This is a genomic window from Jiangella ureilytica, from assembly GCF_004348545.1.
GTDB lineage: Bacteria > Actinomycetota > Actinomycetes > Jiangellales > Jiangellaceae > Jiangella > Jiangella ureilytica.
Window position 1 is genome coordinate 1 of record NZ_SMKL01000111.1, and the last position, 12,539, is coordinate 12,539.

A 12,539-nucleotide genomic window follows, 5' to 3' on the forward strand; every position below is an offset into this window, starting at 1 on the left:
ACGCCGCACCACCGAAGGCCTCACACCCCGCGACATCCGCCGCTGCCTCAAGCGCTACATCGCCCGCGAACTCCACCCCATCCTCACCGCAGACCTCGCCGCCTTGACCACATAGGAGCGTCGTTCACCACCCGGTTCCCTGCCCCACGAGGCCTGCAGCCCTCGTGATGCCCAAGCGGTCCTCGTGATGGCCGGCTCCAGGCGCCGGAATGCGGTTACCGCGGCCGCCTGAGGCCCATCACGAGGCCTTTCCCCGCGTCACGAGCGCCGCAGGCCTCGTGTCGGACCCGATCGGGTGGTGAACGTGATCATTCCGAGGCGAGGGCGGGGTGCGAGGCCCACCACAGGTCCCGGTAGGGGCCGTCGGCGGCGACGAGGTCGGCGTGGGTGCCGCGCTGGACCACGCGGCCGGCGTCCATGACCACGATCTCGTCGACGGCGTCGAGCCCGGCCAGGCGGTGGGTGACGATGACCGTCGTGCGGCCGCGGGTCGTGGCGAGCAGGTCGGTCATCAGCTCGTCGGCGGTCTGCGGGTCCAAGCCCTCGGTCGGCTCGTCGAGCAGCACCACGGGCGGGTCGGCCAGCAGCGCCCGGGCGAGCGCGATGCGCTGCCGCTGCCCGCCGGACACCTGCCCGCCGCCCTCGCCGACCAGCGTGTCGAGCCCGGCCGGCAGCGACGACACCCAGTCGTCCAGCCGCGCCGTCGCCAGCGCCGCTCGCAGCTCGTCGTCCGACGCGTCCGGGCGGGCCAGTCGCAGGTTCTCGCGGATCGACGTGTGGAACAGGTGCGCGTCCTGGGTGACCCCGGTGACGACGGCCCGCACGTCGTCGCCGTCGTACTCCTGGATCGGCCGGCCGTCGAGCAGCACCGTCCCGGCCGACGGCTCGATGAAGCGCATGAGGCAGGCCAGCAGTGTGCTCTTGCCCGAGCCGCTGGCCCCGACGACGGCGACCCGGCGGCTCGGCGTCAGCTCGAGGTCGACGGCGTCGACGGCGTCGCGGGCGGCGCCCGGGTAGCGCACGGAGACCGACCGCAGCGACATCGTCACGGGGCCCGACGGCGCCGGCCGCGGCTGCGCGGGCTCGGCCACGGGCGCCGGCGCGTCCAGCACCGCCAGCACGCGGCGCAGCGCCGCGCGCGACTCCAGCAGCCGCTGCACCGCGGGCACCAGGGGCAGCACCGGCTCGAACGAGATCAGTGCGACCAGCGCGAGCACCGGCACCAGCACCCCGGCCAGGCCGCCGTCGGCCGAGCGGGCGTCCAGCGCGAGCACCGTCACCGCCACCGTCGTCGCGCCCTGGACCAGCATGGCCGCGGCGCCACCGAGCGCCGTCGTCAGCGCCGTGCGCCGCTCCAGCCGGGCCAGCCGCTCGCTCGCCCGCTCCGCGTCGGCCAGCGCGGCCGTCGTCGCGCCGAAGACCGCGAGGTCGGCGCTGCCCTGCAGCAGGTCGGTGTGGTGGGCGGCCAGCTCGGCGCGGGCCGGAGCGAGCCGCCGGGCGGTGCGCCGCGCCGACGCGACCATGAGCAGCGGCACGACCAGCCCGGCCAGCGCCAGGCCCGCCGCCATCACCACGGCCGCCGACGGCAGCACCACCGCCGTGAACCCGACCGCCGCGGCGGCCACGACGACCGCGGTGCTCACCGGCACGATCACCCGGACCACCAGGTCCTGCACGGCCTCGACATCGTGGACCATGCGGCTGAGCAGGTCGCCGCTGCGGTACGCGGGCAGCCCCGACGGCGCCAGCGGCACCAGCGCGTCGTAGACCCGGCCGCGCAGCGTCGCCAGCGCACGCAGCGCGGCGTCGTGGCTGGCCAGACGTTCGGCGTAGCGGAAGACACCGCGGCCGGTGGCGAACGCGCGCACTCCGACGATCGCGATGGACAACGCTGCCAGCGGCGGCTGCTCGGCGGCCCGGGCGAGCAGCCACGCGGCCGTCCCCATGAGCGCCAGCGCTGCCAACTCCGTGGCGACCGACGCCGACACGGCGACGAGCAGCCGGCCCACGTGAGCGCGGAGCAGTCCGGCGATCCGGCGCACCATCAGCGCACCCCCGCCGGCAGCTGTGGGCCGGCGATGCGGCCGTGCTCGATGGTCACGACGCGGCCGGCGTCGAGCACCATGGCCGGCCGATGCGCCACCACGAGCACCGTCCGCCCGGCCATCAGCCGCGCCGTCGCCTCGACGACCGTGGCCTCGCTGCCGGCGTCGAGCCCGGCCGTCGGCTCGTCCAGCACCAGGAGCGGCGCGTCGCGGAGGAACGCCCGAGCCAGCGCGATCCGCTGCCGCTGCCCGCTTGACAGCCCCGCGCCCCGCTCCCCCAGCGCCGTCTCGTAGCCCCGGGGCAATGCGGCGACGAACTCGTCGGCATGCGCCAGCCGCGCCGCCCGCACCACCTCGTCGTCCGTGGCGTCGGGCCGCCCGAGCCGGATATTCTCGGCGACGGTCCGCGCGAACAGGTGCGGCCGCTGCGGCACCCACGCGACCTCCCGCCGCCACTCCTCCACGTCCGCGTCGGCGAGATCGACCCCGCCGACCAGCACCCGCCCGGAGCTGACCGGAACCAGCCCCAGCAACACGTTCAGCAACGTCGACTTCCCTGCCCCGCTGGGCCCGACGAGCGCCACCCGCTCCCCGGTGGCAACGGACAACGACACCCCATCGAGCGCCGCCTCCTCCCGCCCCGCGTACCGCACCGTGACGTCCTCGAACCGCACCACCGGAGCCGCGGGATCCGCACCCGAGGCCACCGGAACGCGCGCGGACCGGCCGGACCCCGGAGCCGGCGTCGGAGTGGCCGCGCCGTCGTCACCACCCGCGGAGGTCGCATCCGGCCGGCGCAGGGATCGGGCCGGTCCGCGCGACCCCGGCGCGTCCAGCACCTCGAAGCACCGTTCGGCGACGGCGAGTCCCTCGGTGCTCGCATGGAACTGCGACCCGAGCGCCCGGAGCGGGAGATACGCCTCCGGCGCGAGCAACAGGACGAGCAGCGCCGTCGACAGCGTCAGCCCGCCGTCCAGCGTGCGCAGGCCGACCGGCACGGCGACCAACGCGACGGACAGCGTGGCGACCAGCTCGAGGACCAGCGCCGACAGGAACGCGATCCGCAGCGTGCGCATGGTGGCGGAACGGTGCTCGTCGGCGATCCGCCGGACGGCCTGGGCCTGCGACGTCGCCCGCCCGAACGCGCGCAGGGTCGGCAGCCCGGCGACGACGTCGAGGAAGTGCCCACCGAGGCGTTCCAGGGCCCGCCACTGCCGCTCGGTCGCGCGCGTGGTCGACAGCCCGACGAGGATGCCGAAGATCGGGATCAGCGGCAGGGTGACGACGATGATCACGGCCGAGGCGAGGTCGGCGACGGCGATGCGCACCAGCACGGCGACGGGGACGACGGCGGCGACGAACAACTGCGGGAAGTAGCCGGTGAACCAGGGGTCCAGCGCGTCCAGCCCGCGCCCGAGCGTGGTCGTCAGGCCGCCGGTGTGCTGCCCGGACAGCCAGCCGGGGCCGAGCTCCTGGGTGCGCCGCAGCACGCGCCGCCGCAGCGACGCCTTGACCGACGCCGCAGCCCGCTGCGCGAGCGCCTGCTGCGCCCACGACAGCCCGGCCCGGACGGCGAACACGCCGGCCAGCAGCCCGAACATCGCGGCGACCGAGCCCACGGACGGGCCGTCGAGGACACCGTCGGCGAGCAGCCGGGCCAGCAGCTCGGCCTGGACGAGGATGACGACGGCGCCGGCGACGGCCAGCAGTGTGAAGGCCGCGGCGACGACGGGGAAGGCGGGCAGGCCGGCCAGCAGCCGGCGGGCGAGCTGGTTCAGAAGAACACCGCCGATCGGGGCCCGACGCGGTGCCGGAACGTCCACCACATCCACGCCTGGGCGGCGATGAGCACCGGGATCGCCGGGACGACGACGGTGGCCAGCAGGTCGAGCGAGCCGGCGGACGCGAGGCCGTCGCGCAGCCTTGGCGCCGACGCCAGCCCGGCCGTGAGCAGCGGCGCGGCGGCCGCCACGGCGCTGCAGACGTAAGCCCGGCCCTCGCGGCCGCGCTCGAACAGCCGCAGCGCCAGGGTGACGGCGACCACGGCGGCGACGCCCATGACGGCGGCCGGCAACCGACGGGCGAGATCGACGCTGAACGCAGGGGTGAGGACGCCGACGGCGGCGAGCAGCGCCAGTGCGAACGCGGCGGCCCGGCGGACGGTGCCCGCGGCGCGCACACGGCGGCCACGCGGCAGCCGCAGCGCGGCGAACACCGCGCCGTGCAGCGTGAACACGGCGACCACGACGGCCCCCCACAACAGTGAATACGGCCCCACCAGTGTCTCAACCCCCGGGCGTCCGCCGGCCGGCACCCCCTGCACGACATTGCCCAGCAGCAGCCCCCAGGCGAACGCCATGACCGTGCTGGCGACGACGACGACCGTCTCCCACCCGCCCTGCCATGCCTTCGACGGGCGGCGGCTGCGGAACCAGACGCCGATGTCGCGCAGCACCCACGCGACCACCAGCCCCACGATCAGCGGATAGTAGGCACTCAGCAGGTCCTTCTCCAGCGCCGGGAACGCGCCGATGAGCAGCCCGGCCGACGCGACCAGCCACACCTCGCCGCCGAGCAGGAAGGGGCCGAGCGCCGTCAGCAGCAGCCGCCGCTGCGGACCGCTGCGCCCGATGCGGCGCAATGACATGCCCAGGCCGAGGTTGGCGCCGTCGAGCACGGACCAGCCGGCCAGCAGCAGGCCGAGCGCGGCGAGCCACGTCGTCTCCATCAGCTCCTCCCCGTGAGCACGAGCCGCTCGTCGTCGTCCTCGTCCGGCACACCCAGGTCGCGGCCGGCGCCGTCGGACCCGAGCACGAGGTCGTGCGGGCCGCGTCGGGCCAGCCGCGCGATCAGCCACCAGTCCAGCACGGCCAGCGTCGCGAACAGCACGCCGAACACGATCAGGCTGGTCGACACCGTGCCCGCCGAGTGCGCCGAGACGGCGTCGGCGGTGGTCAGCTCGCCGTAGACCACCCATGGCTGGCGGCCGACCTCGCGCAGCAGCCAGCCGCACGCGACCACCACGAACGGCCACGGAACGGTCCACACGTAGAACCGGTGCCAGAACCGGCGCAGCCAGGCCGGGCGGGCCCGGTCGAACGCGTTCCTGATCAGGAAGAACAGCAGCCCGAAGAAGACCGTCATGGAGAGCGTCCCGCTGATCTCCATCAGCGGCCAGGCGAACCCGATCCACGTCGGCGGCGTCCAGTCGCCGGGCCCGTGCAGCGCCTCCATCTCGGCCTGGAACGCGGCGCGCTCGTCCGGCGACCCGCCGAGCGCGAGCTCCTTGCCCTCGGTGAGGTAGCTGAACTGCGCGTACCCGTTGCCGACGGCGAAGACGGCAGCCACCGCTCCCAGCACGACGGCGACCCGCAGCGACCGGCGGAAGAAGTCGGCGTCGGGCGTGCCGCGCAGGAAGTGCCACGAGCAGATGCCGACCATGACGACGCTCGCGGTCAGCAGGCAGACCGGCACGATGTGCAGCAGCGCGCCGACGGCCTGCTGGTTCGTTAGCAGCGCCCCGACGTCGTCGATGCGGGCCACGCCGTCCTCGATGACGTGCCCGACCGGGTCCTGCAGGAACCCGTTGGCCACCATGACCCAGTACGCCGACAGGTACGCCGTCAGCACCACCAGCCAGATCAGCGCCGTGTGCACCCAGCGGTGCAGCCGGTGCCAGCCGAAGATCCACATGCCGAGGAACGTCGACTCGAGGAAGAACGCGACCAGCGTCTCGGTGGCCAGCGGCGCGCCGAACACGTCGCCGGCGAACGTCATGAGCCCGCTCCAGTGCAGGCCGAACTGGAACTCCATGGCCAGCCCGACGACGATCCCCATCGCGTAGTTGACGATGTAGAGCTGGCCCCAGTAGCGCGTGAGCCGCTCGTGGACCTCCTTCCCGCTGATGGCCCAGCGGGTCTGGAAGAACGCCACGACCGGCGCCAGACCGAGCGTGAGCACCACGAACAGGAAATGGAAGATCGCCGTCGACGCGAACTGCAGCCTCGACAGGTCCAGCACGCTCATCGTCGCCCTCCCGCGCTATCTGGCTGCCTACATGTAGCCACGCTACATGATGATGGGTAGACTGCCGACATGAAGGCCGACGCGCTCCGGGGGAACCTCGACGCGCTGATCCTCGCCGTCGTCAGGGACCGGCCGCTGCACGGCTACGGCGTCTCCGAGGCGCTGCACGAACGCAGCGAGGGCGCCGTCGACCTCCCCACCGGCACGCTCTACCCGGCGCTGCGGCGGCTCGAGCGGCTGGGCTACCTGCGCAGCGCCTGGGACACCGTGGGCGGGCGCAAGCGCCGCACGTACGAGATCACCCGCTCGGGGCGGGCCTACCTAGCCGCGCAGCAGCAGGCCTGGAGCGAGATGAGCTCCGTCATGAACGCCATCCTCGGGCCGGCGTGACGTCAGCAGCAGGCAGCGCACCGCCACCCAGCTGATCCAGACCGTCGAGCCCACCGAGAGCAGCGACATCAGCGCCAGCTCCGGCCCCTCCCACACCCCGATGCCCGCCGGCGCGTACGCGCTCAGGATCGCGCCGCTCACGACGTGCAGGACGACGTCGACCAGCGTGACGACGGCGACCACCCGCACCACCCGGCGGGTCGGCAGCAGCCGGGCGCCGCGGCCCAGCGCCAGCACCGCGACCGCGGCCAGCGCCATGAACGCGAAGCTGGAGAGGTCGACGGCCGTGGCCAGCAGTCTGTACCAGTGCGGCGGCATCGGCCAGCCCTGCGCGGCGGCCGCCGTGGTCCACGTGTAGGTCGACAGCGCGAACTGTGCCGATCCGAGCACGACGACCAGCCCGGCGAGGTAACGGGCCGCCGCCGCGGCCAGCTCCGCGCGCACGCCGTCGGCGACCAGCTCGACCGGCCCGAACTCCTCGACGGCGAGGCGCTGTGCCTCGGCGTCGGACGCACCGGCGGCGCGGTGGGCGTCGGCGGCGTCGAGCAGGCCGGCCCGGATCTCGCCGATCATGCTGCGGCGGGGGAGGACGGGTCCACGCACCTCGCGCCGCAGCTGGGTGACGTACTGGTCGATCACGGCGCCTCCGGCCTGGACGGTTCGCGGCCAGCGTAACGCCGTGAGACGAGGGGCAGTAGGTCCGGATCGGCATCTCCGGGACGGCTCCGGGATGCCCCTGACGCGAGGTTCGCGCGGAATCGGCGGAACCGGTGGCGAGGCGGGCGGCGGCCGGGTGATGATCAACGGGCCGCGCCGCCCTCCGTGTCGACTTGTCGCCCCGCGTGACCTAGGCCACGATTGCGCCCATGCGCGGAGTCGGCGACCGCGACTAACCTGTACCAGAGCAGCCGCGCAGATTCGAACGGAAGAAGGCGAACGCGACAGTGGCCCCCACCGGCCCGGAATCGGGATTCGGACCGAACGAGTGGCTCGTCGAGGAGTTCTACGAGAGCTGGCTCGAAGACCCCTCCAGTGTCGACCCCCAGTGGGCGGAGTACTTCGCCGAGCGCAAGGCCGCCGGCACCGCCCCCGCCGGCCCGCCGGGTCCCGCCACCGCCACGAAGCCGACCTCCGCCTCGACCGCCACTGCCACGCCACCCGCGAGGACCACCGTGACCACCTCGTCCGCCGCCGCTTCCTCGCAGGCCGCTCAGCCGAAGGCCACGCCTGCTCAGGCCACCCCCGCGAAGGCCGCCCCGGCCCAGCCGAAGGCCGCGAGGCCCACCCCGGCCCAGCCGGTCGTCGCCAAGGCGCCCGCGCAACCGGCCCAGGACACCGCCGCCGACCAGCCCGAGCTCTCGCCGCTGCGGGGCGCGCCCGCACGCACTGCCGCCAACATGGAGACCAGCCTCGAGGTCCCCACGGCCACCAGCGTGCGCGCCGTCCCGGCCAAGCTGCTGGTCGACAACCGCATCGTCATCAACAACCACCTCGCCCGGTCCCGCGGCGGCAAGGTCTCGTTCACGCACATCATCGGGTTCGCGCTGGTGAAGGCGCTGCGCCAGATGCCCGACATGAACTACGCCTTCGGCGACATCGACGGCAAACCGGCGCTGGCCAAGCCCCGGCACGTCAACCTCGGCCTGGCCATCGACATGAAGAAGTCCGACGGCACCCGGCAGCTGCTGGTGCCGTCCATCAAGGGCGCCGAGCACCTCAACTTCGCCGAGTTCTGGGCGGCCTATGAGGACGTCGTCCGCCGGGCGCGCGACAACAAGCTGACGGTCGCCGACTTCCAGGGCACCACCATCACGCTGACCAACCCCGGCACCATCGGTACGGTCCACTCCGTACCACGGCTCATGAAGGGCCAGGGCACCATCATCGGCGTCGGCGCCATGGAGTACCCGGCCGAGTACCAGGGCGCGGCGCCCGAGACGCTGGCCCGGCTGGGCGTCTCGAAGACCATGACGCTCACCAGCACCTACGACCACCGCATCATCCAGGGCGCCCAGAGCGGCGACTTCCTGCGCATCGTGCACGGGCTGCTGCTGGGCCAGGACGGCTTCTACGACGAGATCTTCCGCGCGCTGCGCATCCCGTACGAGCCCATCCGCTGGGCCACCGACGTCACCACCAGCCACGAGGACGAGGTCAGCAAGCAGGCCCGCGTGCTCGAGCTCATCCACGCCTACCGCGTGCGCGGCCACCTCATGGCCGACACCGATCCGCTCGAGTACAAGCAGCGCACCCACCCCGACCTCGACGTCAGCACCCACAACCTCACCCTGTGGGACCTCGACCGCGAGTTCGCCACCGGCTCGTTCGGCGGCAGCAAGCGGTTCATGCTGCTGCGCGACATCCTCGGCGTTCTGCGCAACGCCTACTGCCGCACCGTCGGCATCGAGTACATGCACATCCAGGAGCCCGAGCAGCGGCGCTGGATCCAGGAGCGGGTCGAGAAGCCGGTCGACCTCACCCCGCGCGAGGACCAGCTGCGCATCCTGCTCAAGCTCAACCAGGCCGAGGCGTTCGAGACGTTCCTGCAGACGAAGTACGTCGGGCAGAAGCGGTTCTCGCTCGAGGGCGGCGAGTCGCTCATCCCGGTGCTCGACGAGGTCGTCGAGGCCGCCGCCGAGGCCGGGCTCCAAGAGGCCTGCATCGGCATGGCCCACCGGGGCCGGCTCAACGTGCTGGCCAACATCGTCGGCAAGAGCTACGCGCAGATCTTCGGCGAGTTCCAGGGCAACATCGATCCCCGCACCGTCCAAGGCTCGGGCGACGTCAAGTACCACCTGGGCGCCGACGGCGAGTTCACCGCGCTCGACGGCTCGAAGATCAAGGTCTCGCTCACCGCCAACCCGAGCCACCTCGAGGCCGTCAACCCGGTGCTCGAGGGCATCGCGCGGGCGAAGCAGGACATCCTCGACCGCGGCGAGGAGTTCCCCGTGCTGCCCATCCTGGTGCACGGCGACGCCGCGTTCGCCGGCCAGGGCGTGGTCGCCGAGACGCTGAACCTCTCGCAGCTGCGCGGCTACCGCACCGGCGGCACCGTCCACGTGGTCGTCAACAACCAGGTCGGCTACACCACGTCGCCCGACCAGTCGCGCTCGTCCATGTACTCCACCGACGTCGCGCGCATGGTGCAGGCACCCATCTTCCACGTCAACGGCGACGACCCCGAGGCGTGCACCCGGGTGGCCCGGCTGGCCTTCGAGTTCCGGCAGGCGTTCAAGAAGGACGTCGTCATCGACATGGTCTGCTACCGCCGGCGCGGCCACAACGAGGGCGACGACCCCAGCTACACCCAGCCGCTCATGTACGACCTCATCGAGGCGAAGCGGCCGGTGCGCAAGCTGTACACCGAGGCGCTCATCGGCCGCGGCGACATCACCATCGAAGAGGCCGAGCAGGTCCTCCTCGACTACCAGCAGCAGCTCGAGCGGGTGTTCGCCGAGACCCGCCAGACGGCGCCCGTCAACGTCACCACCGTGCCCAGCTACCCGGTCAAGCCGGTGCCGCAGGGCGAGGTCGTCACTGCCACCACGCCCGAGGTGCTCAAGCGGGTCGCCGACGCCTACCTCACCTTCCCCGAGGGCTTCACCATCCACCCCAAGGTGCTGCCGCAGGTGCAGCGGCGCGCGCAGGCGCTCACCGACGGCGGCATCGACTGGGCGACGGCCGAGATCACCGCGTTCGGCGCGCTGCTGCTCGACGGCCGCCCGGTGCGCCTGGCCGGCCAGGACAGCCGCCGCGGCACGTTCGTCCAGCGGTTCGCGTCCGTGGTCGACCGCAAGACCGGCGAGTCCTACATCCCGCTGCAGCACCTCGACTCCGAGCAGGCGAAGTTCTACGTGTACGACTCCCTGCTGTCCGAGTTCGCGGCCATGGGCTTCGAGTACGGCTACTCCGTCGCCCGGCCCGAGGCGCTGGTGCTGTGGGAGGCGCAGTTCGGCGACTTCGCCAACGGCGCGCAGACCATCATCGACGAGTTCATCACCGCCGGCGAGGCCAAGTGGGGCCAGCACTCCGGCGTGGTGCTGCTGCTGCCGCACGGCTACGAGGGCCAGGGCGCCGACCACTCGTCCGCGCGCATGGAGCGGTTCCTGCTCATGGGCGCCGAGGACGCGTTCCGGGTGGCGCAGCCGTCCACGCCCGCCTCACACTTCCACCTGCTGCGCTCGCAGGCGCTCGGCGCCGAGCACCGTCCGCTCGTGATCTTCACGCCGAAGTCCATGCTGCGCAACAAGCGGGCCGTGTCGGCTCCCGACGACTTCACCGGAACCACCACGTTCCGGCCGGTGCTGCCCGACCCCGAGCCGCTCGACGCCGCCAAGGTCGACCGCGTGCTGCTGTGCAGCGGCAAGATCACCTGGGAGCTGCTGTCCGAGCGGACCAAGCGCTCCGACGACCACACGGCCATCCTCCCGGTCGAGCAGCTCTACCCGCTGCCGGCACAGGAGGTCGCCGCCGAGCTCGCGAAGTACCCCAACGCGCGCGAGGTCCGCTGGGTCCAGGACGAGCCCGAGAACATGGGCCCGTGGCCGTTCATGGCGCTGCACCTGGCGCCGCGGCTGCCCGACGGCCTCACGTTCCGTCCCGTCACGCGGCCGGCCAGCACGTCGCCGGCCGTGGGCAACCACAGCGTCCACCTCGAGCAGCAGAAGGCCCTGCACGACGCCGCCTTCGCCTGATCGCCCGACCTTCACCGCCGGAGTTCGAGGATGTACTTCACCGACCGCGGCATCGAGGAGCTCGACGAGCGCCGGGGTGACGAACAGGTCACCCTGGGCTGGCTGTCCGAGCGGCTGCGTGAGTTCGTCGACCAGAATCCCGAGTTCGAGACCGCCATCGAGCGCCTGGCCACCTGGCTGGCCCGCACCGACGACGAGGACGACGCTTCCGCCTCCGGCGCCGGGGACGACTGAGTGGCCGTCCCCCGCGACGTCCGGGTCTGCGTCTTCGGCGACTCCTTCGTCGCCGGCGTCGGTGACCCGAAGGCGCTCGGCTGGGTCGGCCGGGTGGCGGCCCGCACGCCGCCGTCCACCGGGGTGGCACTGACGGCGTACCCACTCGGGGTCCGCGGCGAGGCGACCGAAGAGGTCGTCGTGCGGATGCCGCTGGAGTGCGCACCCCGCTTCGCCCGCGGCGACGAGCACCGCGTCGTCCTGGCGCCCGGCGTCGCCGACGCCTACCGCGGCGTCCCCGTGGCGCGCTCGGTGGCGGCGCTCGAGTTCGGCCTGTCTTCCGTCAGCGTGCCCGTGCTGGTGGTCGGCCCGCCGCCCGTGGGCGACGAGGCCATGGTGGCGCGCATCGGCGACCTGGACGCCGCCTGGGCGGACCTGTGCGCCCGGTGCTCGATTCCCTACGTCGCGACCTTCGGTCCGTTGTCGGCGAAGGCATCCTGGCAGCACGCCCGCTCCGACGACGGCGTCCACCCCGACCAGACGGGGTACGGGCTGCTGGCTTACCTGGTCCTCAACGGCGGCTGGTACTCCTGGTTGGGCGTCGAGCCGCCACGCACCCCGGTCAAGGACCGCCGCGTCCCCCGCGCGACGTCGTGAGCCGGGGGTTGAGGTGGGGTGATGAGGTGGGCTCCCCGTCCCCCTTGCTGCCCATTCTCTTAGCCGCGTGCGCACGCCTCAAGCGGACCGGTGGGCGCTGCGCGCCGTGGGGTCCGCTTGACCCGTGCACCCGCGGCCTAAGAACGGGCAGCTATCAGGGGGACGGGGAGGAACTGGGCACGCCTCACCGCTTCGCGTGCCCGCTTCGCCCAATTGGCCCGGTTCGCCGGGCTGTGCACAGCGATGATCATCGGCGATCCGCTACATCACCAGGCGTTCTGCCACATCACGATGCATGCAGGCCTGGTGAAGCGGCAGAGAACCTCGTGACGGCCCCGCGAAACGCGCCAAATCCCACCACGTGGACACCAGCAGGGCCGCCAGGACCCCGCACCCGTCGCCAGACTCCCCCCGTCCCCCTGATAGCTGCCCGTTCTTAGACCCCGGACGGGCGGGTCAAGCGGACCCCCACGGCGCGAAGAGCCACCAGGGTCCGCTTGAGGCGACCGTCCGG

The 12,539-nt window shown here is 72.9% G+C and carries 9 protein-coding genes; 4 read left to right on the forward strand and 5 right to left on the reverse strand.

The features are described 5' to 3' along the window. Positions 1-308: 308 nt before the first annotated feature. The 4 genes from cydC to E1212_RS27770 are packed head-to-tail and all read right to left on the reverse strand — an operon-like array spanning position 309 to position 6,071. A complete protein-coding gene (gene cydC / locus E1212_RS27755; protein WP_131988568.1) occupies positions 309-2,045 on the reverse strand; it encodes a thiol reductant ABC exporter subunit CydC in 1,737 nt (578 codons plus the stop codon). Next, positions 2,045-3,823, reverse strand: coding sequence for a thiol reductant ABC exporter subunit CydD (gene cydD, locus E1212_RS27760; RefSeq protein WP_131988582.1), 1,779 nt, complete (start codon positions 3,821-3,823; stop codon positions 2,045-2,047). Before cydD ends, cydC begins: the two co-directional genes overlap by 1 nt. Further along, complete coding sequence (locus E1212_RS27765) at positions 3,820-4,773, reverse strand: cytochrome d ubiquinol oxidase subunit II (RefSeq protein ID WP_131988570.1); 954 nt, start codon at positions 4,771-4,773, stop codon at positions 3,820-3,822. Before E1212_RS27765 ends, cydD begins: the two co-directional genes overlap by 4 nt. Next, entirely contained in the window at positions 4,773-6,071 is a 1,299-nt protein-coding gene (locus E1212_RS27770; RefSeq protein ID WP_131988572.1) for a cytochrome ubiquinol oxidase subunit I, read from the reverse strand. Before E1212_RS27770 ends, E1212_RS27765 begins: the two co-directional genes overlap by 1 nt. 69 nt (positions 6,072-6,140) lie before the next feature. Between E1212_RS27770 and E1212_RS27775 the strand changes: the two genes are divergently transcribed. After that, positions 6,141-6,461, forward strand: a complete 321-nt coding sequence (locus E1212_RS27775; RefSeq protein WP_131988574.1) for a PadR family transcriptional regulator — start codon at positions 6,141-6,143, stop codon at positions 6,459-6,461. On the opposite strand, the gene E1212_RS30190 is transcribed toward E1212_RS27775, so the two are convergent. After that, positions 6,393-7,100, reverse strand: a complete 708-nt coding sequence (locus E1212_RS30190) for a permease prefix domain 1-containing protein (protein WP_203417346.1) — start codon at positions 7,098-7,100, stop codon at positions 6,393-6,395. The two genes, E1212_RS27775 and E1212_RS30190, sit on opposite strands and share 69 nt — an antisense overlap. Before the next feature lie 305 nt (positions 7,101-7,405). On the opposite strand from E1212_RS30190, the gene E1212_RS27785 reads away from it, so the two are divergent. From E1212_RS27785 to E1212_RS27795, 3 genes are read left to right on the forward strand one after another with little or no spacing between them, the layout of a single operon-like run. Beyond that, positions 7,406-11,155, forward strand: coding sequence for a multifunctional oxoglutarate decarboxylase/oxoglutarate dehydrogenase thiamine pyrophosphate-binding subunit/dihydrolipoyllysine-residue succinyltransferase subunit (locus E1212_RS27785; RefSeq protein WP_131988576.1), 3,750 nt, complete (start codon positions 7,406-7,408; stop codon positions 11,153-11,155). Between the two features lie 30 nt (positions 11,156-11,185). Next, positions 11,186-11,389, forward strand: a complete 204-nt coding sequence (locus E1212_RS27790) for a DUF6104 family protein (protein WP_131988578.1) — start codon at positions 11,186-11,188, stop codon at positions 11,387-11,389. Next, the gene (locus E1212_RS27795; protein ID WP_131988580.1) at positions 11,390-12,025 is read left to right on the forward strand and encodes a GDSL-type esterase/lipase family protein; all 636 of its coding nucleotides are present in this window, start codon (positions 11,390-11,392) and stop codon (positions 12,023-12,025) included. It abuts the gene before it with no gap. The last annotated feature ends 514 nt before the right edge of the window (positions 12,026-12,539 follow it).

Coding starts and splice junctions, on each gene's coding strand:
- cydC (WP_131988568.1), bottom strand. CDS start 2,045: ATGGTGCGCCGGATCGCCGGACTGCTCCGCGCTCACGTGGGCCGGCTG.
- E1212_RS27765 (WP_131988570.1), bottom strand. CDS start 4,773: ATGGAGACGACGTGGCTCGCCGCGCTCGGCCTGCTGCTGGCCGGCTGG.
- E1212_RS27770 (WP_131988572.1), bottom strand. CDS start 6,071: ATGAGCGTGCTGGACCTGTCGAGGCTGCAGTTCGCGTCGACGGCGATC.
- E1212_RS27775 (WP_131988574.1), top strand. CDS start 6,141: ATGAAGGCCGACGCGCTCCGGGGGAACCTCGACGCGCTGATCCTCGCC.
- E1212_RS27790 (WP_131988578.1), top strand. CDS start 11,186: ATGTACTTCACCGACCGCGGCATCGAGGAGCTCGACGAGCGCCGGGGT.